At 69.0% G+C, this 19,632-nt stretch carries 22 protein-coding genes; 12 read left to right on the plus strand and 10 right to left on the minus strand.

Annotated elements, in window-relative coordinates; all coding sequences use genetic code 11:
- Positions 1–53: 53 nt before the first annotated feature.
- Together LR394_RS13335 and LR394_RS13340 are read right to left on the minus strand one after the other, a co-directional pair.
- Positions 54–644: a DoxX family membrane protein gene (locus LR394_RS13335; RefSeq protein ID WP_231441547.1), complete on the minus strand. Its 591-nt coding sequence runs from the start codon at positions 642–644 to the stop codon at positions 54–56.
- Positions 645–747: 103 nt separating this feature from the next.
- Positions 748–1,023: a hypothetical protein gene (locus tag LR394_RS13340; RefSeq protein ID WP_231441549.1), complete on the minus strand. Its 276-nt coding sequence runs from the start codon at positions 1,021–1,023 to the stop codon at positions 748–750.
- Positions 1,024–1,263: 240 nt separating this feature from the next.
- Here LR394_RS13340 and LR394_RS13345 point away from each other — a divergent pair, with 240 nt between their 5' ends.
- The 7 genes from LR394_RS13345 (at position 1,264) to LR394_RS13375 (ending at position 6,979) form a co-directional block, all read left to right on the plus strand.
- Complete coding sequence (locus LR394_RS13345; protein ID WP_231441551.1) at positions 1,264–1,710, plus strand: universal stress protein; 447 nt, start codon at positions 1,264–1,266, stop codon at positions 1,708–1,710.
- Positions 1,711–1,785: 75 nt separating this feature from the next.
- Positions 1,786–2,856 carry a peptidase C39 family protein gene (locus LR394_RS13350; protein ID WP_231441553.1) on the plus strand — a complete coding sequence of 357 codons (1,071 nt, stop codon included), beginning with the start codon at positions 1,786–1,788 and terminating at the stop codon, positions 2,854–2,856.
- Positions 2,857–2,890: 34 nt separating this feature from the next.
- Positions 2,891–3,631, plus strand: a complete 741-nt coding sequence (locus LR394_RS13355) for a carbon-nitrogen hydrolase family protein (protein ID WP_231441555.1) — start codon at positions 2,891–2,893, stop codon at positions 3,629–3,631.
- Between the two features lie 64 nt (positions 3,632–3,695).
- A complete protein-coding gene (locus LR394_RS13360) occupies positions 3,696–4,334 on the plus strand; it encodes a thymidine kinase (RefSeq protein ID WP_231441557.1) in 639 nt (212 codons plus the stop codon).
- Positions 4,335–4,524: 190 nt separating this feature from the next.
- A complete protein-coding gene (locus tag LR394_RS13365) occupies positions 4,525–5,034 on the plus strand; it encodes a hypothetical protein (protein WP_231441558.1) in 510 nt (169 codons plus the stop codon).
- Positions 5,035–5,109: 75 nt separating this feature from the next.
- Positions 5,110–5,961: an LLM class flavin-dependent oxidoreductase gene (locus tag LR394_RS13370; RefSeq protein ID WP_231441560.1), complete on the plus strand. Its 852-nt coding sequence runs from the start codon at positions 5,110–5,112 to the stop codon at positions 5,959–5,961.
- Between the two features lie 49 nt (positions 5,962–6,010).
- Positions 6,011–6,979 (plus strand): ornithine cyclodeaminase family protein, encoded by a 969-nt coding sequence (locus LR394_RS13375; RefSeq protein WP_231441562.1) that lies wholly within the window; start codon positions 6,011–6,013, stop codon positions 6,977–6,979.
- Between the two features lie 65 nt (positions 6,980–7,044).
- Here the strand turns inward: LR394_RS13375 and LR394_RS13380 are convergent, their stop codons facing one another.
- The 3 genes from LR394_RS13380 to LR394_RS13390 form a co-directional block, all read right to left on the minus strand.
- Positions 7,045–8,511 (minus strand): alpha/beta hydrolase, encoded by a 1,467-nt coding sequence (locus LR394_RS13380; RefSeq protein WP_231441564.1) that lies wholly within the window; start codon positions 8,509–8,511, stop codon positions 7,045–7,047.
- Positions 8,512–8,572: 61 nt separating this feature from the next.
- The gene (locus LR394_RS13385) at positions 8,573–9,490 is read right to left on the minus strand and encodes a GNAT family N-acetyltransferase (RefSeq protein ID WP_231441566.1); all 918 of its coding nucleotides are present in this window, start codon (positions 9,488–9,490) and stop codon (positions 8,573–8,575) included.
- A gap of 19 nt (positions 9,491–9,509) precedes the next feature.
- Positions 9,510–10,778, minus strand: coding sequence for a mechanosensitive ion channel family protein (locus tag LR394_RS13390; protein WP_231441568.1), 1,269 nt, complete (start codon positions 10,776–10,778; stop codon positions 9,510–9,512).
- A 400-nt stretch (positions 10,779–11,178) separates the two neighbouring features.
- On the opposite strand from LR394_RS13390, the gene LR394_RS13395 reads away from it, so the two are divergent.
- Both LR394_RS13395 and LR394_RS13400 read left to right on the plus strand, forming a co-directional pair.
- Complete coding sequence (locus LR394_RS13395; RefSeq protein ID WP_231441569.1) at positions 11,179–11,583, plus strand: sensor histidine kinase; 405 nt, start codon at positions 11,179–11,181, stop codon at positions 11,581–11,583.
- 78 nt (positions 11,584–11,661) lie between these two features.
- Positions 11,662–12,060 (plus strand): nuclear transport factor 2 family protein, encoded by a 399-nt coding sequence (locus tag LR394_RS13400; protein WP_231441571.1) that lies wholly within the window; start codon positions 11,662–11,664, stop codon positions 12,058–12,060.
- Here the strand turns inward: LR394_RS13400 and LR394_RS13405 are convergent.
- Together LR394_RS13405 and LR394_RS13410 are read right to left on the minus strand one after the other, a co-directional pair.
- A complete protein-coding gene (locus LR394_RS13405; RefSeq protein ID WP_407937050.1) occupies positions 12,049–12,579 on the minus strand; it encodes a hypothetical protein in 531 nt (176 codons plus the stop codon). The genes LR394_RS13400 and LR394_RS13405 overlap by 12 nt on opposite strands.
- 100 nt (positions 12,580–12,679) lie before the next feature.
- Positions 12,680–14,116: an Nramp family divalent metal transporter gene (locus LR394_RS13410; RefSeq protein WP_231441575.1), complete on the minus strand. Its 1,437-nt coding sequence runs from the start codon at positions 14,114–14,116 to the stop codon at positions 12,680–12,682.
- Between the two features lie 106 nt (positions 14,117–14,222).
- Here LR394_RS13410 and LR394_RS13415 point away from each other — a divergent pair, with 106 nt between their 5' ends.
- Entirely contained in the window at positions 14,223–14,690 is a 468-nt protein-coding gene (locus LR394_RS13415; protein WP_231441576.1) for a Cif family virulence factor, read from the plus strand.
- Between the two features lie 19 nt (positions 14,691–14,709).
- Here the strand turns inward: LR394_RS13415 and LR394_RS13420 are convergent, their stop codons facing one another.
- Both LR394_RS13420 and LR394_RS13425 read right to left on the minus strand, forming a co-directional pair.
- A complete protein-coding gene (locus tag LR394_RS13420; RefSeq protein ID WP_231441578.1) occupies positions 14,710–15,321 on the minus strand; it encodes a GNAT family N-acetyltransferase in 612 nt (203 codons plus the stop codon).
- A 196-nt stretch (positions 15,322–15,517) separates the two neighbouring features.
- Positions 15,518–16,588 carry a lipoate--protein ligase family protein gene (locus LR394_RS13425; RefSeq protein WP_231441580.1) on the minus strand — a complete coding sequence of 357 codons (1,071 nt, stop codon included), beginning with the start codon at positions 16,586–16,588 and terminating at the stop codon, positions 15,518–15,520.
- 99 nt (positions 16,589–16,687) lie between these two features.
- On the opposite strand from LR394_RS13425, the gene LR394_RS13430 reads away from it, so the two are divergent.
- Positions 16,688–17,491, plus strand: a complete 804-nt coding sequence (locus LR394_RS13430) for a nitrilase-related carbon-nitrogen hydrolase (protein ID WP_231441582.1) — start codon at positions 16,688–16,690, stop codon at positions 17,489–17,491.
- Positions 17,492–17,505: 14 nt separating this feature from the next.
- Complete coding sequence (locus LR394_RS13435; RefSeq protein ID WP_231441584.1) at positions 17,506–18,324, plus strand: DNA-formamidopyrimidine glycosylase family protein; 819 nt, start codon at positions 17,506–17,508, stop codon at positions 18,322–18,324.
- A 6-nt stretch (positions 18,325–18,330) separates the two neighbouring features.
- Here LR394_RS13435 and LR394_RS13440 read toward each other — a convergent pair whose 3' ends face one another.
- Entirely contained in the window at positions 18,331–19,578 is a 1,248-nt protein-coding gene (locus LR394_RS13440; protein ID WP_231441586.1) for a DUF3500 domain-containing protein, read from the minus strand.
- Between the last annotated feature and the right edge of the window lie 54 nt (positions 19,579–19,632).

Raw genomic sequence — 19,632 nt, forward strand, 5'->3', positions numbered from 1 at the left:
GCACCTGAAAAGGGCGGTGGGCATGGATGCCCACCGCCCTTTGCGTCGAAATCTCAGCGCAGCCAGGCGAACCGCTGAACGATCGGCAGGCTGTTCCAAATGCGGCCCAGACCCCAGGTGTTTCCGGCGTAGGTCAGCGCACAGAGGATCAGGACCAGGGCGTACGCGATGTGGTAATCCATGAACGGGTTGGTCGATCCGGTCAGTTCTCCGGCGCTGTTGTACTGCGCCATCGGCCATTCCGCGGCCCACATCAGCAGCATCATCACGGTGCCGCTGATCGCCGAGATCCGCAGCGCCACACCGGCGAGCACGGCGACGCCGATCGCGCCCAGGCCCAGCATGAACAGGACGTTGGCCCAGGCGGCGCCGGCGATGTCCTGGAACAGCGACTCGAACGGGCCGACCGAGACGTGTGACAGGAAGCCCTTGGTCGGGGATCCGCCGTTGACCCAGGCTTTCTCGCTGGAGGTGGAGTAGTTCAGGCCGAACAGCTTGTCCAGGAAGGCCCACAAGAAAATGAATCCGACGGCGATCCTGGTCACCGCCAGGACCTTGGCCGCTGCGGTGGTCATCACGGTGCCGTGCTCGGCCGGTGACTGCTGGGCGTCCTGCGCTCGTGGGGATGGAGAATGGAGAGCCATGGTGTCTCCTCGATGAGAATGTCTCCTGATGGCTCCTACGGTTTCACCGGGTGCTGCGCGGCGCACCGGCCGGAGAGCATGTCAAATCGGGCAAAAGGTCACTTCAGGGGAGTGGGGGCGGACCGGGGTGGCGGACGGCCTCGCGCAGGGCGGCCGCGGTCATCGCCTGCTGGTACTGCCCGCGGGTGATCTCAGCGGACAGGAGTTGCTGGGTAAGAACGCCTTCCAGGGATTGTGGCCGGGCCTTGGGGTTGTCGGGTGGCGGGCTGATCCGGCGCCCGCGTCGTTCCCGGAGGTCGTGATGGACGTGCCGGGCGTCCGCCCAGGTTGCCCAGGCGACGATCAGGCCTGCGGCGAGGAGGACTGCGAACGCGATCATTTCGGCCCCATGGGCTTCATGGTCCACCTTGGCTGCGGCTGATCGGCAGGGGCTAAGGCCCTTCGGCTGCGGCCGTCGAATTCGTCGAGACCATAGGTCATTTGGTCACTTTGACGTTCCCGGCCGGTTGGGGACCTTGGTCCCTGTGGCGCAGCTGTGGCCGGGCGGAATCTTGAGGTGTCCGTCCCGCCGCACGCGGACGTGCCGCGGGCACGATGATCCCTCCTGGAGGAGAGAGACATGTACGAGCGTGTGCTGGTTGCGGTCGACGGTTCGGAGTGCGGCGATCACGCCTTCGGGGTGGCCCGGTCACTGGTCAGCCGTGATCTGGGTTCCGAGCTGACCGTGGTGCACGTTGCCCAGTTGGTCACGGGCCGGGCCGGCACCACCCGGCGGGCCGCCCAGGACGAGGAACTGGTGGAGCGGCTGCAGCAGAGCGTGGCCAAACTGCTGGCCGAGGGCGTGAAGACCCAGCTGATGACGCCCACGACGTACCAGGACGGGCCGGCGTTCGCCATCGCCGAGGTCGCCGACCAGGTGGACGCCGACGTCATTCTGATCGGCAGCCGGGGTGAGTCCTCCGGGGCGCAGGCGGTGCTCGGTGAGGTTCCGGTGCAGTTGCTGCAGAGCGCCTATCGTCCGGTGATGGTGATCCCGATGCCGCGGCAGCTGGTCGGGCTGGACTGACAGCCCGGGCCCGAGGCTGGGGTGCAGGGCGCGCCGGGCATACTGGCGCAGGTCCCCTCCTGCGATAGGCCGCCCGTGAGTAACCCGCTGAGCATTCGTTTCCTGCCGTTCGATCGCACCGCGGTGCCTGAGCAGGCCGTGCGGCTGGTGCCGGAGTCGGTGCTGGCCGGCTGGCGCGACATCGACCGCTCGGCGGCGAACCCGCGTCTGGTGGTCGCCTCGTCCGTCTCTTCGGCCGGATCCGGATCGGGCGACTGGGTGGCGGTGGCGTTGGTCTCGGCCCGCCCGCACACCTCCTACCTGAAAATTGTGGACGTGGTGGGCACCGAAGCGGCCAGGGCGGCGGTGGTGGAGGCGGTCGTGCAGGACGCCCAGCAGGCCGGGCTGGCCCAGGTGAAGTGGGAAGGCGGCATTGGGCCGGGCTTCACTCCGCTGAACCCGCCGCTGGTGTCCGGCCCGGGCACCGACAGCCCGGCGAGCGGTTCGGTGCGCTGGCTGACGCCGGAGGTCACGCTCTCCACAGTGCCCTACTACGGTCAGACCACCCACTACACCTGCGGGGCGGTGACCGCCCTGTCCGTGCTGGCGGTGCTGTCCGGGCCGGACCGGCGGGGACTGGATGCCGAGCGGGAGATGGCCTTCTGGAAGGAAGCGACCAACCATCCGGCCGTCGAACCGGTCGGCCTGGGAGTGGCGCTGGCCCGTCGGCGGCCCGATCTGGACGTCACCATCGCGCTGGACTTCGAGGAACCGGTCGTCCTGGAGCATCTGGACGGTGCGGAGCGGGACTGGCGGGCCGATCTGCAGCGGGCTTCTCGCCGGGAGGCCGCTGAGCTGGGTGTGCCGATCCGCTCCGAGCGGCTCGCCATCGCCGAGGTGGCCGATGCGCTGGCGGCCGGAACCGGAGTGCTGCTGCTGATTTCGCTGGACCTGATGCGGGGCTTCGCCGTGCCGCACTGGGTGCGGTGCTGCGGGCTGGCCGGCCCCACGGTCGTGATCGACGATCCGGCGGTCGATCCGGCGAAGGGCGAGAGTTGGGTGGACGGCCATCTCCTGCCGATCACGTTCGACGAGCTCGACGCGATGGCCGCCTACAGCCTGGACGGCTACCGCGGAGCAGTGCTGCTGAGCGCTCCGGCCGCGTAGGTGCCGTCGGGGCTGCGGTGGCAGGATACGGAAAATGATCTTGAGCGAGCTGACCGTGGCAGTGGTCCAGGCGGTGCCGGTCGACGGTGATCTGGAAGCGAACCTGCGCGGCACTGAGAGCCTGGTCGAGCAATTGGTGACCTCGGCTGCGGGCGCCGATCTGATTGTTTTCCCCGAGCTGTCTCTCACCGGGTACGACCTGAGCCTGCTGGCGGACGAACGGAACTGGTTCACCCCCGGGGACGAGCGCCTGAACGCCGTTCGCAAGATCGCGGCCGAGCACGGCACGACCGTCGTGGTGGGCGCCCCGGTCCGGGTCGGTGAGCACCAGCACATCGCCTCGATGGTGCTGACCGGTGATGCTCCGGACGTGGTGGCGGCCAAGACACATCTGCACGGGGCGGAGAACGACCTGGTCGAGCCGGGGACCGGTCCGGTGGTGATATCGGTCGCGGGCTGGAATGTGGGTTTAGCAGTCTGTTACGACACGGCCTTCCCAGCTCACGCACAGCAGGCCAAGGAGCGCGGTGCGCAAGCTTACGTGGCCTCGGTCCTGTTCACGCAGGGCGAGGAGCGGCGCCTGGACGTGAGGATGGCGGCCCGGGCGGTGGATCACGGGATGTTCTCGGTCACCGCCAATCTTGGTGGGTATCCGCTGGGTCAGCGCTCGGCCGGTGGTTCGGGGGCCTGTGCACCGGACGGGACGGTGCTGGCGGTGGCCGCGGGCCGGGACCAGGAGGTGGTGACGGTCCGGCTGGACCCGGCTCTGCTCTGAGTCATCGGCCTGAGCCATTCGCAGGTGTCAGGACCAAGGGCCCGGGACCTGGCAAGATACCCCGGTGTCCGAACTCGTGTTCTTCTCCGGGACGATGGACTGCGGCAAGTCGACCGTGGCCCTTCAGACCGATCACAACCATCGCATCCGGGGCCGTAAAGGCCTGCTGTTCAGCCGGTTCGACCGGTCCGGGGAGGCGGTGATCTCCAGCCGGATCGGGTTGTCCCGGACCGCCAACGAGGTGCACGACGACACGGATCTGCACGCCCTGGTCACCGAGCGCATCGCCGCCGGCCACCCGGTCGACTACCTGGTCTGTGACGAGGTGCACTTCTACACCCCCGAGCATGTTGAGCAGCTGGCCCTGCTGGTGGACGACCACGGCGTGGACGTGTTCGCGTTCGGGCTGCTGTCGGACTTCCGGACCAAGCTGTTCCCGGCCTCGGCCCGGTTCATCGAGCTGGCCGACCGGATCGTGGGCTCCCAGGCCGAGGCGCTGTGCTGGTGCGGGGCCCGGGCCACGCACAACGCCCGCACGGTGGACGGCGTGATGGTGGTGGCCGGGCAGCAGGTGGTCGTGGGCGACGTGGCCGGGGGCGCGGTGGCGGCGGTGGCCTACGAGGTGCTGTGCCGGCGGCATCACATGCGCCGCCAGACCGCCAAGACCGCGCTGGATCTGCGGGGCGCCCAGCAGCCGGTCTGAAAGCAGCTCCTGATCAAGGGGAGTGCTCCGTCCGCTTCGAGACAAGCAGCGGGGCAAGGGCTTTCGATCCACCGGACAAGTGCGGAACCAGGGCCTTCGAGTTGCCGAAAAGCGAAATGCCCGTTTGGGTATGAACCGGGCGTTCGATACGCCCGGCGGGTTTCGTGACAGCTTGTGGGAGGACGACGTGATGTTCCGGGCGAGGCACTCCGTGCTGAAGGCTGCGGTGGCGATTCCGGTAGCAGCCCTGTTGCTGGCCGGGTGCGGCGACGGCGGTGACGACGAGCCCGCCGATCAGGCCAGTCCCAGCGCCACCCAGGAAGCCACGGCAACCCCCGAGTCCACTCCCTCGGAAGAAAGCAGCCCGGCCGCGGTGGACACCTCCGCCGCCCTGGACGAGCTGAACGCCCAACTCGAGCAGGCGGCCGAGCAGGCCGGCCCGGAGGGCTTCGGCGCGATCACCTGTGAGTCGGTCAAGGGCGGCGTGATGGGCGTGACCGGCGGCGCGGCCGACGAGGCGGCGGTCGCCGAGGGCCTGGGCCAGGTGCTGGAGAGCGTTCTCAAGGGCGCCCAGCGCAGCAGTGACAGCATCAAGGACGCCGACCTGGACTCCACGATGGAAGAGCAGTGCCCGGACGTGCGGGCGGACGCTCTGAAGGCAGCCGGCGCCGAGAGCATGGAAGACCTGCTGTCGAAGTAACTCTGCCTGCCGAAGTATCTCTGCACAAGCATTTCAGCATGCCCGCGAGTCCGTGAGCGATCCGGAGGTGGCACGGTGAGAATCGGTATCGGTCTTCCGAACCTGGTACACAACGTGAACGCGAAGGTGATTCCCGGCTGGGCGGCCGACGCCGACCAGGCCGGCTTCTCCACCCTGAGCACCGTCTCGCGGCTGGCCTATCCGGGGGTGGCCGACACCGTGGCGCTCGCCGCCGCAGCCGCCGCCACCTCCGGCATCGGGCTCCTGAGCACCGTGCTGCAGGGCCCGGCCTGGCCACCGGTCCTGCTGGCCAAGGAACTCGCCGGGATCGACGCGATCTCCGGCGGCCGGCTCACCCTCGGCCTCGGGCTCGGCGGCCGGACCGAGGACTTCGTGACCGAGGGCCGCGGGCAACGCGGGGCCGGTAAACGCCTCGACGAGGACATCGAGGTCTACCGCCGGGTCTGGGGCGGGGAGCCCATCAGCGGAACCAACCCGGCCGTCGTCGCCGGGCAACGGCAGATCCCCCTGATCATCGGGGGCCTCGTGCAGGCCGCCTACGACCGGGCGGCCCGGGTGGGCGAGGGCTACGTGGCGGGCTCGCTGCCCGCCGCGATGGTGGCCCCGTCGTTCGAGGCCGTGCGGACCAGCTGGAAGGATGCAGGTCGCGAGGGTGAGCCGCGGCTGATCGCGGTGGCCTACTTCGCGCTGGGCGACGGCGAGGCCGGCCGGGCCGACGTGCACGAGTACTACAGCGACATGGGGCCGGAATTCGCCGCGATGGTCAGCGGGACGGTGTCCACCACCCCCGAGGCCCTGCACACCACGCTGGCCGAGTTCGCGCAGATCGGCGCCGACGAACTGATCTTCCTGCCCGCCACCGACGACCGTGACGACGTTTCCCGACTGGCCCACATCGTCCTCTGATCTGAACGGATGTTGCGGCTGAGGTGGCCGGATCGGCAGAGTGCTCACGATGATCACGACAGTCGGCCACCCAGAACCCCACCGCAGCTCAGTTCCCCACCTCAGCGCGGCCGAGGTGTTCGCCGCCTGCGGCTACCGCGAGGCCGTGGACGCGTTGCGCACCGCAATGAGCACGCCCACCAACGCCCTGGCCGACCCGGCCCGGCAGTTCGTTCCGGTCGAGAATGGGGTGATGCTGCTCATGCCCGCCAGCCGGGGCTCCGCCCTGGGTGTGAAGGTCCTGACCGTCGCCGACCCTGGGCTCGACCAAGCGCCGGCCCGGATCCAGGGGCTCTACCTGATGTTCGACGGCACCACCATGTCGCCGTCGGCCATCCTGGACGGGCCCGCCATCACCACCCTCCGCACACCCGCGGTCTCGGTGGCGGCGGTGCTGGACGCCCTGCCGCAGCGGCCGTTGCGGGTGGCGGTGTACGGGCACGGCCCGCAGGCAGTCGGGCACGCCGAATGCCTGGCTGCAGTGCGGGACGTGGCCAGCGTGCGCTACCTGGTGCGCCGACCCGTCACCGTGGCGGCTCTGGGCGATGCCGATGTCGCGGCGATCGGCCTCGACGAGGCCGAAAAGGCCGTGCGGGAAGCGGATGTGGTGGTCTGCGCGACCACCGCCTCCGAGCCGCTGTTCCCGGCCGACTGGATCAAGGACGATGCCGTGGTGATCGCCGTGGGCTCGCATGACCCGGACGGGCGCGAGCTGGAGGCAGACCTGCTCGGCCGCGCGCATGTCATCGTCGAGAGCCGGGAGACGGCCCTGCGGGAGGCCGGCGACGTGATCATGGCGATCGCCGAACAGGCCCTCACCGCCGACGACCTGATCCCGATGGCCGACGTGGTCACCGGACGCGCCCGCCCGAGCGGAAAGCCAGTGGTGTTCAAGAGTGTCGGGATGGCCTGGCAGGACCTCGTGGTGGCCGGAGCAGTGTTGCGTGGGGCCTCTGCAGAGCCTGCTGGACAGAGCTGAGCCCACGATTTCCATGACGGCTGGCGGTCCCTGGGCACCTGCTCCAGGGACCGCCGGCCGTTCGGCTACTTCTTCTCGGCCTTGCAGGCCACGTCCTGGGCCGGATAGCGGCCCGTGACCAGGAATTTCGTGGTCGTGTCGTTCGCACACCGGTTCGTGCCCAGCGCGTAGGTGCCGTGCCCACCCTGGTCGGCGGTCACGATCCGGGCCCGCTCCCCGAACGCCTTACGCATCCTCAGGGCGCCGGCCAGCGGCGTCCCCGGGTCCCGAAGGTTCTGGACCATGAGGACGTTCGCCGGGCCCCGGTCGGTGATCGTCACCGGAGCTTCGATCGGCTCGGGCCAGAACGCGCAGGGACGGATGTTGGCGGCGGCCGCTCCCAGCATCGGGTAGCGCGCACGGTTGGCCTTCACATCGCGCTGGTAGAACTTCACCGTTTTCGGCCAGTACGAGTCGTTGCAGATCACGTGCAGGTGACCGGCGATCTGGTTCTCGGCGACCGGCACCACCGGACCCGGATCGGCGTCGGCACCCTGTTTCACCGCGTCCCACAGCTCGGCCAGATCGGTGAACTGGGAGTCCGAGTACGTGAACGCGAAGGCGGCGATCCGGAAGTCCGATCCGGTGAGCCATTTCAGCGGCTTGCGGTCCAGTTCGCGGGCCAGTTCGAAGAACGTGGCCTTGACCTCCTTCTGGGTGGACCCCATGCCGTACTTCTCGTCCCGGGCCGCCAGCCACTTCGCGAAGTCGGGGAAGCGGTCCTTCAGGCCCTGCGCGAACAGGATCGAGCCGTCCCGGTCCAGACCACCCGGGCCGGTGTTGCTGTCCAGGACGATCCGGTCGCTGCGCTCGGGGAAGAGCGAGGTGTACACCGCCCCCAGATGCGAGCCGTAGGAGTAGCCCAGGTACGAGAGTTTCGGCTCACCCAGCGCCTGCCGGATCAGGTCCATGTCGCGAGCGGTGTTGGCCGTGCTGATATAGGGCAGCATCGCCCGGCTTTCCGAGGTCAGGCACTGCTCGGCCACGGTCTTCACCTCGGCCGCGCGCTTCTTCACGTCTTTCGGCCCGTTCGCCCAGGGCGGGATGTTGCCGTACCGGAGCTGCTCCTGCGTCATGTCGCAGGTCACCGGTGCGCTGGCGCCCATTCCGCGCGGGTCGAAACCGATCACGTCGTAGCTGCTGAGCACGCTCTTGGGCAGAACCTCCTGCATCAGGGTGGGAAAGGTCCGGCCCTCGTAGCCCGGCCCACCCGGATTGGTCAGCAGCACACCCCGGCGCTTGGCCGGATCGGTGCTGGCCAGCCGGGACAGGGCGATCTCGATGCTCTGGCCCTCGCGCTTGCGGTGATCCAGCGGCACCTTCACCGTGGCGCATTCCAGCCCTTTGGCGGCCACCTCCTCCGGGCAGGCGCCCCATTTCACCGAGCTCCGGACCGGTGTCTCACTGGCCTGAGCCGGTGCAACCAGCAGGGTGGTGGCTATCGCGGCGAGGACAGCGGCCCCCGACAACGTCTTTCGCTTGCGATAGGACATGATCAGCCTCCCGTACCGTTTTACGGACGGGGCTATCCCACGCCGTGCCGTCGCGGCATGGTCAAGAGCCGACGCGTGGTTGCTGCAGCACCAGGCGGATCTCGGTGATCTGGTAGCCGGCCCGGTCGAAGGCGGCGGCCATCGGGAGGTTGACCAGGTCGGTGGTGGCGGTGATCCGCTGCGCGCCCGCCGCGGCGTGGATCCGGGTGATCTCACCGAGCAGATCGTGCACCAGGCCCTGCCCACGGTGGTCCGGCAGCACCCCGAGGTAGCCCACGTTGCGGTGGTAGGGAGTTGCGGAGGGAACGATGAAACCGGCCGGCTGATGCTCATGGTCGAACGCAACCCGCCACCAGTCCCGTTCGCCCGGGCAGGACAAGTAGAACGCGAGGTCGTCCCGGGCCTGGCTGATCTCGTCGGTCTCCTCGAGAGCGCGCCGGGTCTCGACATCGAGTGAACCGCGGGCGGCCTGACCGAAGAGGCTCACGAACTCTTCGTCCGAGCCTTCGCGGAAGGTGAGCCGGGTGGACGCTTGCGGCACCCCGGCCGGAGGCGACCACTGATACTGGAGACGTTCGAGCGTCTCGGTGAGCCCAGCGTCCTGTGCTGCCTCGCACCGCCACCGCACCGGGTGACCGTGCCGTTCGCCGACCGGGATCCGCAGCCGGTAGGTGGGTAGCTGCCCCAGGTCTGCCCGGCCGCCCTGAAGCAGTTGGGCGGCAACCGATCGCGGGTCCGGCTGCTCCGGAAGGACATCGAGCGTGTCCAGGGACTCCGGCCGCGACCCACCGAGTCCCCACCACAGCGCGCGGCCCACGAGCCGTCCGTCATTTTCGGCCAGCCAGGACCATTCGGGCCGCATCCGCCCGGTGGCGAAGTCGTCCCGCACCTGATCGCGCGGCAGGTTCTGCACCCCCGGGGTGTCCGGGAAGGCGATCAGGGCGGGGACGTCATCGGTCGTGGCGCGGCGAACACTCATGGGCCGCCACGGTATCTCCCTACAGGTCGGCCGGTCCGGGAACGGTGAACGAGGTGCTGAAGCCGGCGGTGTTCAGGTCCAGGTAGAGCCGGCGCCGCAGCACCGCCAGCGCCCGCTCGGCCGAGGTGTCGGCCACCCGGCCGGTCACCCGCAGCACCACGTGGTCCTCGCCGGCGTTGATCAGGCCGTTCAGCACCGTGTTGGTCAGCACCGGCACCTGGGCGTCCTCCAGCAGGTCGCTGAGGCGCTCCAGGTCGTCCAGGGTTCCGGGGGCCAGGTCGAGCGGCTTGGTGTCGACCAGGTCGGCGCTGGAGGTGGCGGCCGCGAGCGCGGCCAGGGCCTTGCGCGGGGCGCGTGGGACCAGCACCGGCAGGATCTCGACCAGGGTGCCCGGCACGTCGCCGCGGTTGATCAGGTTGGGGCCGGAGGCCGAGGCCAGGTCGCGGTCCAGCCGGTCCAGGCTCATGCGCACCACGCGCTCGGCGGCGGCCAGTCGCCCGGCCGCGGTGGGCGGCAGCGCCGACTCCGGGGACTCGGGGAACCCGGCGGTGATGTCGAGGGTCAGGTGGGTCTGGGCCTGAGTGCGGTTGCCCAGGCGTGGAACCTGGCTGTGCCGCACGTGCCAGATCGTGCCGTCCTTGCCGCGCAGTCGGGTGGTGCGCAGGCCGATCTCCTCGACCACCCCGGCCGCGCCGAAGGTGGTGTCCACGTAGTCGCCGATCCCGTAGGTGTCCTCGACCAGGACGAACAGCCCGGCCACGATGTCCTTGGCCAGGCCCTGCACGCTGACCGCGGCGATCACGCCGAGCATGCCGGCGGTGAACACCCCGGCCTTCGACAGCCCGGTGCCCTGTACCAGCAGCAGGACGCCGGTCACCACCAGCGCGGCGGTGACCAGGTGGGACAGCAGCGAGGCGATCGCCCGGGCGCGTTGCTTGCGGCGTTCGCTCCAGGCCTCCTCGGTGAAGGCCGGGCGGCGCACGATGCTCTTCCAGATGGTCTGCAGGGTGCCGCGTTCGGGCGAGACGCTGAGTGCGATCCGGTCGGCGACCGACTTGATCACCCGGTGCATGAGCAGCCGGATCAGCAGCAGGACGGCGAGCATGACCAGGGCTTTGAGGGTGAACCGGAGCAGGGTGTCACCGGCACCCAGCAGGAGATGAGTCAGGGCGTCCGGGCCGCTGTGGGCAGCGTCCGACACCTGGTTCCAGACTTCGGTGGGGGAGGGAGTGGCAGTCGCCGCCGTGTCGGTGGAGGGTCCGGGCACGGCGGGTGTTGCGGGGAGCACGAGGTTCCTTTCCGGCCCGGGATCAACCGGGCGTTCAGTGGATCAGGTTGCGCCGAGGACATCGTTGTCGTAACGGGAAGTGTTACGGGAATATGTCCTGGCCAAAGATCCTGCGCTGGGCCATCTTTGCAAGTGCCTCGGTGAAATTCGCTGGGAGGATGAGAATTGGCGGTGATGGATGCTGTCGTGATGTGAGTCACGGCCTTGGTTCGGGAGCTTCTACGACTAAGGTCGTACGGCTTTCTCCGCGGATCCGATCGAAGTCTGACGACTGCGGCATCGAGCTTGGGGACGATGGGTGCGGGCCCGGTGCCGGATCGCGCCCATCGCACGGAAGCGGAGAAGACACGTGTCTTCAATGGGTATCGAGAGACTTGCGCGGCAGGCTCAAAGCGAGGGCATGCGGATCGAGACCGACCTGCCCCCGGCGCCGTACGAGCTCACCGAGGAGGAACAGGGTCTGCTGGCCGGCATCGTGCAGGAGGCCCTGGCCAACGTGCGCCGTCATGCTCCGAAGGATGCCGTCACCGAGATCCGGCTGTACTTCGAGCCGACCTACCTGATGCTCGAGATCACGGACGACGGCGGCACCGAGAGCGCCCCTCCGGCGCTGCGTCTGGTCGAGCAGGAGCCGGAGGGTGGGCAGGGGATCGCCTGGATGCGCGATCAGCTGGATCTGCACGAGGGCAAACTCGACGCCGGGCCGCAACTGGGCCCGGGCTGGCTGGTGCGGGCCTGGCTACCGGTCCAGGCCGGTGAGCATCAGGCCCTTGGGCGTCTTTTCGGCCCGACGGCGGAGGCCTGAGGGTTGTAGCTACGGTGGAACGCTTCCGGTGTATGGGCGCTGACGGCTGCTCTGGTGGCCGGGGCATAGGATCGGCAGATGAATGACACCGCCAGGACACGTGAGGTCGCCCGCGCGTATGTGGAGCGCAGCGAGCAGCGCGACTGGGCCGGCCTGGCGCAGTTGCTGGCCGAGGACATGGTGTACGAGATGCCGCAGACCGGTGAGCGGATTCGCAGCCGTGAGCGCTTCCTGCAGTTCAACCGGGAGTATCCCGGCGACTGGCATCTGTCCGTCGGCCGGATCGTCGCCGACGGTGCGAATGCTGCTGTCTGGATGCAGGTTTCGTCAGGATCGGAACTGATGGACGCCTGTGCCTGGCTGGAGTTGTCGGCTCAGGGGCTGATCACCAGGGTCACGGACTTCTGGCCGGAGGCGTACGAGCCTCCGGCCGGGCGCGAGCATCTGGTCGAGCGATTCAGCCGTTCAGCGACCTGACTGGGCGGCCCGGTCGGGCCGGATGACGATCGTGCTCACGCTGCCGTCGCCCCAGATCGCGGTCTGCAGCAGCATCTTCTGGTCCAGCGAGTGCATGGTGAACTCGGGCAGGTAGCGGTCTGTGAAGTGAGTTCCGAACCAGCCCCGCAGGACTGCAGAGCCGCTGCCGGCTATGTCCCAGGTCTCGGCCAGCCGGACTCGTACCCAGACGTACTCGGACTCGACCGAGCCCATATCGCTGACGTCGACGGCGAGCGCGAATTCGCGGCTCTCGTCGAGCAGCCCGAACTCGTCGGCCATCTGCCACCAGCCGGCATTGATCTTGGCGGTGCCGTCAGGGTCGTCGACCTGGGCTGTCTTGTCGGGGGAGGAGTCGAAGCGGCCGTGGTTGTGCTCGGTCGGATGGCAGGAGGCGGGCGACTCGAGAGGCGGTAGCAAATCGGCGAACTCGATTGTGAGGCGCTCGATGAACTGCAGGCCGGCTGCCGTGAGGTCTGCGGCGATGTCGTGGTCGGTCATGCTCACTGCAGGATCGTAGCCGGATTCGGCCGGATTTCAGCGGGAATTCGGCCGGATGGTGCTGGGCCCGGACCACGGGGGCCCGGGCCCAGCCGCCCGGTCAGAACTTCTGGATCTGCTGGTAGATGGTGACCGCCGAGAGCACGCCGAAGAAGCCGGTGCTGAAGATCAGGACGGCGGCCCGGCCGCGGCCCACCCGGATCGCCCGGGGCAGGGCGCCGCGGTTCATCACCAGTAGCAGCGTGCTGTAGAAGAACATGCTCAGCCCGGCCACGCAGGCCGAGATCACCAGCAGCACCAGGGGCTGGTCCAGGCCCGCGGCCAGGATGGTCACGCCGGTCAGGACCAGCACCCAGACCGCGCCGAAGTACAGCCGGTTCTCGCTGACCGAACGGCGGCCCAGGTAGGTGCCTTTGAGGATGTCGGCGACCAGTCGGCTGGTGTAGTCGACGATCCCGGCGGCCGCGGCGAACAGCGAGAACATGCCGACCACCCAGAACAGGGTGCCGAACCAGCCGCCGACCGCGCCCTTGAGCGCCTCACCCTCGACGTTCAGGAAGTCGATCGAGTTCTCCAGGCCCGGGCTGCCCAGCACGGTGGAGTGCGCCAGCATCGAGGTGAGCAGGATGGTCAGGAAGGTGATCAGGGCGAAGGTCAGGGCCTGCTCGAGGTTGGCGAAGCGCCACCAGCGCTGCCAGCGGCTCAGGTTCGCCGGGGTCGGCTCGAAGACGAAGGCGGTGGTGCTCGGGGCGGCCACCTTCTCCCCGGTGATCGGGCTGACCAGGCGCGGGATGTACGAGCCCATGCCGAAGCCCTTGTCCCGGATCCAGTTGCTCTGGCACAGGTTCTGCCCGCCGCCGGCCCCGGCGAAGGCGATCGCGCCCATCAGCACGGCGAATTCGATGTCGCCGGGGAACTGTCCCACGTGGGTCACCGCGTCGGGCAGTGCCTGCCAGGTGTCGGCCTTCAGTGCCAGCGTGACGGCGACCAGGAAGAACAGGCCCACCGCGACGATCTTGACGATGAGCAGGCGTTCCATCAGCGTGTAGACCACCGGCGCCAGGGTGAGCATCGCGCCGATCGCCAGGAGCATGATCACCGCGACCACCGTGGCGTTGCCGCCGAAGAGGTAGGTGAACATGGTGGCGGCCGCGGTGGCCCAGCCCGGCCAGAGGTTCTGGAACACGGCCAGGACCACGAAGAACAGGCCCCAGTGCTTCCAGTACCGGTTGAAGCCGCTGAGCGCGGTCTCGCCGGTGGCCAGGGTGTAGCGCTCGATCTCCATGTTCAGGAACCACTGGATGGTCAGGCCGAGCGCGGCGCCCCAGAGGAAGACCAGGCCGACCTGGCTGGTGATGTACGGCCAGAGGATGAACTCGCCGGAGGCCAGGCCCACACCCGAGGCCACGATGCCGGGCCCGATCAGGCGCCACATCCTTCTGGGCGGGTCGGGCAGTTCTCGCACCTGCGGTTCGGGCAGGTTGCCGGTCTTGAGCGCGAAGACGCCGGCGTCGGTGGCGGCGGGTTGATGAGTCATACGCCATCGTCCGCTTTGTCCGGGTTCTTTTCCAGGCGTCGCGAAGAGTGCAGGGTGGGTGCGGCGCGGCCTCCCACCTAAGCCAGCAGATACCTACGGTCGAGGCATGAGTGCTACCGAGAACGTCTCCGCCATCGTTGCCGATCTGCACAGCCGCTGGGTGTTCGGCTGGGAGCGCAACGAGGGCGACCCGCCCTTCGACTTTCCCGCGACGTTCGGCGACTTTTACGACTTCGCCGGCTCCGGCGTCCGTCTGTACGACGACTACGACCCGCAGCACCGGGTGGCGACCAGCGCGGCCGGGTACGGGGAGATCTTCACCCCGGCGTTCAACGCGATGCTCTACGCCCGCCACGCCATCGACAGTGCCCCACAGGTGGTGGCCGGAAGTGAACTGGCCGCGTCCACCCTGGTGTTCGTGGCCCGGATCGCCACCGCGCAGGCGGTGACCGACATCCGGACCACGTCGTCGCTGGTGTGGCGGCGCACGCCGCAGGGCTGGCGGATCGTCCGCGAGCACAACTCCACCCAGGTGCTCGAACCCGGAGCCCTGGACGGCCGTCTTCCGTTGTGATCGACGGCCGCCCCGGGCGTCAGGTCAGGGTGGGGACCTGGGGGCGGAGCATCACGGAGCAGTCGGTGCCGGGCAGGTCGGCGACCTTACCCACGGTGCGGAAGCCGAACTGCTTGTGCAGCCGGACGCCCGCATGGGTGGTGGTCTCGGCGATCACCGGGGCGGGGGCCCGGTCGATCCGGTCGAGCCGATGGGTCAGCAGGGCCGACTCGATGCCCAGGCCGCGCAGTTCCGGATCGGCGGCCACCTCCAGCAGGGCCCAGTGCGGCTCCTGCGGGCGGTAGCGCTTGACGGCCAGTTCGTGCCCGGCTCCGCAGTCGAACAGCGCCTTGAGTGCATCCCAGACGCCGGGTTCGCGGCGCAGCGCCGGGTCCTGGTCGTCCGGGTGCGGCTGCGGGGCCTCCCAGCGCAGGGCGCCCACGAGGTGCCCGCTGGCCTGGTGCACGGCCACGTCGAGGGAGTTGATGCCACCCCGCTCGAGGTCCTTGGTGACGCTGCGGTGGATGAACCTCTGCCGCCGGCTCTCCCGGGGCATCAGCGCGTGCCAGTAAGGATCGTCCTCAAAGGCCCGCGCGAACAGGTCTGCTACTTCGGCGGCTTCTTCACGTGATGCCGCACGAACGGTGAACATCCAGAGTCCTTCCACATCTGCATCCCGGGGTACTGAGGCCGCCAACCGTACCGACCATCTGGTCGGAATAGCAAACCAGATGGTCGGTTAAGGTGTCGTCCTCAGGCTCATCGGCCGCTGAGCATGCCACGGGCAGCTGGGAGAGGACTAACCCGCAGCGGCGACGCGCCGTGCGGAATCGGAGGGTGATGAACGGCTACGGAACTCGCCTGAGCCATTCGTCACTGCGGTACTTGCCGGCCGCCAGTTCCTCGGCCTCGGCCCGGGTGTCGGCGTCCAGCGAGGCCGGCTCCAGGCCGTAGCTGTCGCGGAAGTGCCCGAGCATGGCCTCGATCACCTTCTCCCGCGAGAGGCCGGTCTGGCTGCGGATCGGGTCGACCCGCTTGACCGCGCTCTTGATGCCCTTGTCGGAGAGCTTCTCCCGGCCGATCCGGATGATGTCGAGCATCTTGGCCGCATCGATGTCGTAGGACATGGTCACGTGGTGCAGCACCGCCCCCGAGGCCAGGCGCTTCTGCGCCGCGCCGCCGATCTTCCCGGCGGGGGAGGCGATGTCGTTCAGGGGCACGTAGCTGGCGTCCACCCCGAGCTCGCGCAGCGCCCGGATCACCCAGGCATCCAGGAAGGCGTACGACTCGGCGAAGCTCAGGCCCTCGACCAGGGTGGCCGGCACGTAGAGCGAGTAGGTGATGGTGTTGCCGGGCTCGACGAACATCGCCCCGCCCCCGGAGATCCGCCGCACCACGGTGGCCTCGTGCCGTTCGGCGGCCGCCAGGTCGACCTCGTTCGACAGCGACTGGAACGAGCCGATGATCACCGCGTTGGAGGCCCAGTCCCACACCCGCAGCGTCGGCGGGCGGGTACCGGCGCCCACCTGGCGGGCGATCACCTCGTCCAGGGCCATCTGCATGTGCGGGTGCTGCCGGCCGGTGTCCAGCAGCTCGAAGGCGTGATCGCGCCAGGCGGTGGAACGGCCCAGCGCCCGCAGCACGGCCAGACCTACCGCCGGCGGGTCGAAGCCGACCATCACCGCGTCCGCCCGAGCCTCGTCCACGGCCTGCACCAGGGCCGCCAGCGGGGCCTCGGCGGACAGCCCCTCCAGCGCCTGCGAGATGCGGCCCAGCGCCTCGTCCGGTTCCAGGAAGAAATCGCCGGACAGGACGATGTCGGCCAGCCGGCCGTCCTGGACCGTCAGGTCGGCGACCACGAGCTTGCCACCCGGGACCTTGAACTCGCCGTGCCGGCGTTCGGCAGATGTAGAAGTCACCTTCGGGCCAACTGCCGGGCCCCGGGCTTCATGCCGGACCGGCCGGGAGCGAGGGGCAACTCACAGGCCCTACTCTTCGGGGTTGTGCCTGGAACCACCGTGTCGATACGCCTGCTGCAGACCGATCCCACACTGGGCGACGTCGAGGGGAATCTGCGGCACCTGGACGAGCTGGTGGCGCAGGCGCGAGGGCGGGACCTGGTGGTGGCCACCGAGCTCGCCACCCACGGCTACCACCTCGGCGACCTGGACGAGCCCGAGCAGCTGGGCGCGGACGATCCCCGCCTGCTCGCGCTGGGCCGGCACGGGCCGACGGTGGTGGCCGGGTTCGCCGAGAGCACCCGGCTGCACCGCTACAACAGCGCAGCGATCATCTCCGGCGACCAGGTGCGGGTGCAGCGCAAGCTGTTCCTGCCCAACTACCGGGCCTGGGAGGAACGCAAGCACTTCCGGCCGGGCTCCGAACTGGAATGCATGGACGTGGTGGGCACCCGGGTCGCCACCCTGATCTGTAACGACGCCTGGCAGCCACCACTGCCCTGGGTGGCCGCGCACGACGGGGCCGAGGTGCTGCTGGTGCCCGCCAACAGCGTGGTCAGCGAGATCGGGACACCCACGTCGCACGCCTGGGAGCTGCTGCTCCAGCACGCCGCGGTGACGCTGCAGACCTACGTCGTGTTCGTGAACCGCTCGGGGGTCGAGAGCGGTCAGCGGTTCTGGGGCGGATCGCGGGTGTACGGGCCGACCGGAGACGTGATCGGTGAACTCGGCGAGGAGCCCGGCGTGCTGGACGTCGACCTCGATCTGACCGAGTTGCGGCGGCTGCGGCGGGCCTGGCCGTTGCTGCAGGAAACCCGGGCGGACCTGATGGCCCGGCTGGTATCGCGCCTCGGCGATGCGTAGGAAAAGCTTGCCGGGTGCCCGAAGGTGACACGGTGTATCTGCTGGCTCGACGGCTGAATGCCCGGCTGCGTGCTCAGCTGGTGCTGAAATCGGACTTCCGGGTGCCGCAGCACGCCACCGCCGACCTGGGCGGGGCGCGACTGCTGGGCACCGATACGCACGGCAAGCACCTGCTCACCCGCTTCGACAGTCCGCGCACCGGGCCGTTGACCCTGCACACCCATCTGCGGATGGACGGCTCGTGGACCGTGCTCAACCCGGGTAAACACCTGCCGCGCCGGGTGCTGCCGGACCTGCGGGTGCTGCTGCGCTTCGAGAACGGGCTCAGCGCGGCCGGGCTCAAGCTCCCGGTGGTGGAGCTGCTGAAGACGGCCGATGAGGGACGCGTGACCGCCCACCTCGGTCCCGATCCACTGCGACCGGACTGGGACCGGGACGCAGCACTCGCCCGGCTCAGTGCAGACGGAGACCGGGCGCTCAGCGCGGCCCTGCTCGATCAGACCCGGATGGCCGGGCTGGGCAACCTCTGGGTCAACGAACTGTGCTTCCTGCGCGGTGTTTCCCCGTGGACCCCGGTCCGCGAGGTCGACCTGCCCGCGGTGGTCGATCTGGCGGTGCGGCTGCTGCGCTTCTCGGTGAACACCCCGGGCGCCGCTCAGGTCACGACCGGCGACACCCGCCCGGGCCATACCCACTGGGTAGCTGGGCGTGCTGGTCAGCCCTGCCGCCGCTGCGGTACCCGGGTTCAGGTGGTGGCCGAGGTCAGCGGTGATCCCGAGCGGCGGCGCACCTGGTGGTGTTCGCATTGCCAGCCCGGCCCACCGCCGCCCTGAAACCGATCACTCGCCGGCCGGGGGAGTGCCACCAGCGCCACCGTCGCCGCCCGCCGGGCCACCGTTCATCCCAGACGCTGCCTGCTGGGTGACGCTGCCGGCGTAGTCGTTGCTGGGGTCGCGGTAGATGGTGTGGATGTGGCCCCAGCCGGCGGTGGTGACGCCGTCGACGTCCGCGCCTGCCGAGCCCTGCTGGCTGGAGAGCTCGATGAAGACGTCGGGGCCGGAGATCTGGTAGTAGATGCCTTCGCCGATGCTCATGTCGTAGCTGGTGGCGCCGGACCAGTTGATGTACGTCTCGTCGAGGGTGGCCTCAATCTCGGCGAGCGCGGCGTCGGTGGTCTCCTGGTCGGACAGGCCCACCCAGTTGGCGATCACCTCGAGCAGCAGCTCTTGCTGCTCGTCGGTGAGATCGGCGCCGGAGATGCCGGTGCCGGTGGGGTAGTCGCAGGTGTCTCCCGGCGCGCAGGTGAGGTTGGAGACGTCCTCGCTCTGGTAGAGGGTTGCCTGCTGCTCGGTGGTGAGGCTGTTGTAGAAGGCGAAGGCGTCCTCGTACATGCCGGCCAGGGGCTGGACTTCTTCACCGTCCTCGTTGGTGTAGACCGCGGGCTGCGAGCCGAGGTGGGTGGGGGCGAAGGTGATCGCGTTACCGGTGCCGTCGAGGGTGGCGTTGATGCCGAGGTGATGACCGCCGAACTGCAGCTCCCAGGCGGAGGAGTCGGACGGGTCGCCGAACAGGGCGATGTAGTACTGGCCGAGAGAGTCTTCGGTGGTGGTGCTGTTCTCGAGAAGGTATTCGTCGCCGGCGATGATGCCGGTGACCGTCTCGTACCCCTCTTCGCTGAGCAGGGCCTGCAGCACCTTCATCGCCGCTGTCTGCTGTTCCTCGGTCAGGTCGGTGAGATTGAGGCCGGCGCGGTCGACGAAGGTGACCGGGAAGTTCGACCAGGACGTGGTTTTGGTCTCGTCGTCGTAGTCGTACAGCACGCTCTCGCGCTGCTCGTCCGAGAGGGTCTCCAGGAAAGCCTCGGCAGCGGCGGCGGTCTCGGTGATCGTCTGTGCGGTGGTGGTCGACTCGCTGGTGGTCGAGGCCACCGAAACCGCCGAGATCGAGGAGCCGGAGCCCGAACTGGCGCTGGAGCTGGAGGTGGAGGTCGCGGAGCCGCAGCCACTCACCGTGAGCAGCGCGGCCAGTCCCACCGAGGCCAGGGAAAGGTACCGGCGGCGGTGCGTCTTGATCAGTGTCGCGGTCATGGGAACAAGGTGTCAGCGCTGCTTGGGGGCTCTCTGGACCTTTGCTGTGCGAAG

Origin of the sequence: Kineosporia babensis (genome assembly GCF_021129305.1) — a bacterium.
In the GTDB taxonomy this organism is placed as follows: domain Bacteria; phylum Actinomycetota; class Actinomycetes; order Actinomycetales; family Kineosporiaceae; genus Kineosporia; species Kineosporia babensis.

Coding starts and splice junctions, on each gene's coding strand:
- LR394_RS13335 (WP_231441547.1), bottom strand. CDS start 644: ATGGCTCTCCATTCTCCATCCCCACGAGCGCAGGACGCCCAGCAGTCA.
- LR394_RS13340 (WP_231441549.1), bottom strand. CDS start 1,023: ATGATCGCGTTCGCAGTCCTCCTCGCCGCAGGCCTGATCGTCGCCTGG.
- LR394_RS13345 (WP_231441551.1), top strand. CDS start 1,264: ATGTACGAGCGTGTGCTGGTTGCGGTCGACGGTTCGGAGTGCGGCGAT.
- LR394_RS13355 (WP_231441555.1), top strand. CDS start 2,891: ATGATCTTGAGCGAGCTGACCGTGGCAGTGGTCCAGGCGGTGCCGGTC.
- LR394_RS13365 (WP_231441558.1), top strand. CDS start 4,525: ATGTTCCGGGCGAGGCACTCCGTGCTGAAGGCTGCGGTGGCGATTCCG.
- LR394_RS13375 (WP_231441562.1), top strand. CDS start 6,011: ATGATCACGACAGTCGGCCACCCAGAACCCCACCGCAGCTCAGTTCCC.
- LR394_RS13380 (WP_231441564.1), bottom strand. CDS start 8,511: ATGTCCTATCGCAAGCGAAAGACGTTGTCGGGGGCCGCTGTCCTCGCC.
- LR394_RS13385 (WP_231441566.1), bottom strand. CDS start 9,490: ATGAGTGTTCGCCGCGCCACGACCGATGACGTCCCCGCCCTGATCGCC.
- LR394_RS13395 (WP_231441569.1), top strand. CDS start 11,179: ATGCGGATCGAGACCGACCTGCCCCCGGCGCCGTACGAGCTCACCGAG.
- LR394_RS13400 (WP_231441571.1), top strand. CDS start 11,662: ATGAATGACACCGCCAGGACACGTGAGGTCGCCCGCGCGTATGTGGAG.
- LR394_RS13405 (WP_407937050.1), bottom strand. CDS start 12,579: ATGACCGACCACGACATCGCCGCAGACCTCACGGCAGCCGGCCTGCAG.
- LR394_RS13410 (WP_231441575.1), bottom strand. CDS start 14,116: ATGACTCATCAACCCGCCGCCACCGACGCCGGCGTCTTCGCGCTCAAG.
- LR394_RS13415 (WP_231441576.1), top strand. CDS start 14,223: ATGAGTGCTACCGAGAACGTCTCCGCCATCGTTGCCGATCTGCACAGC.
- LR394_RS13420 (WP_231441578.1), bottom strand. CDS start 15,321: ATGTTCACCGTTCGTGCGGCATCACGTGAAGAAGCCGCCGAAGTAGCA.
- LR394_RS13440 (WP_231441586.1), bottom strand. CDS start 19,578: ATGACCGCGACACTGATCAAGACGCACCGCCGCCGGTACCTTTCCCTG.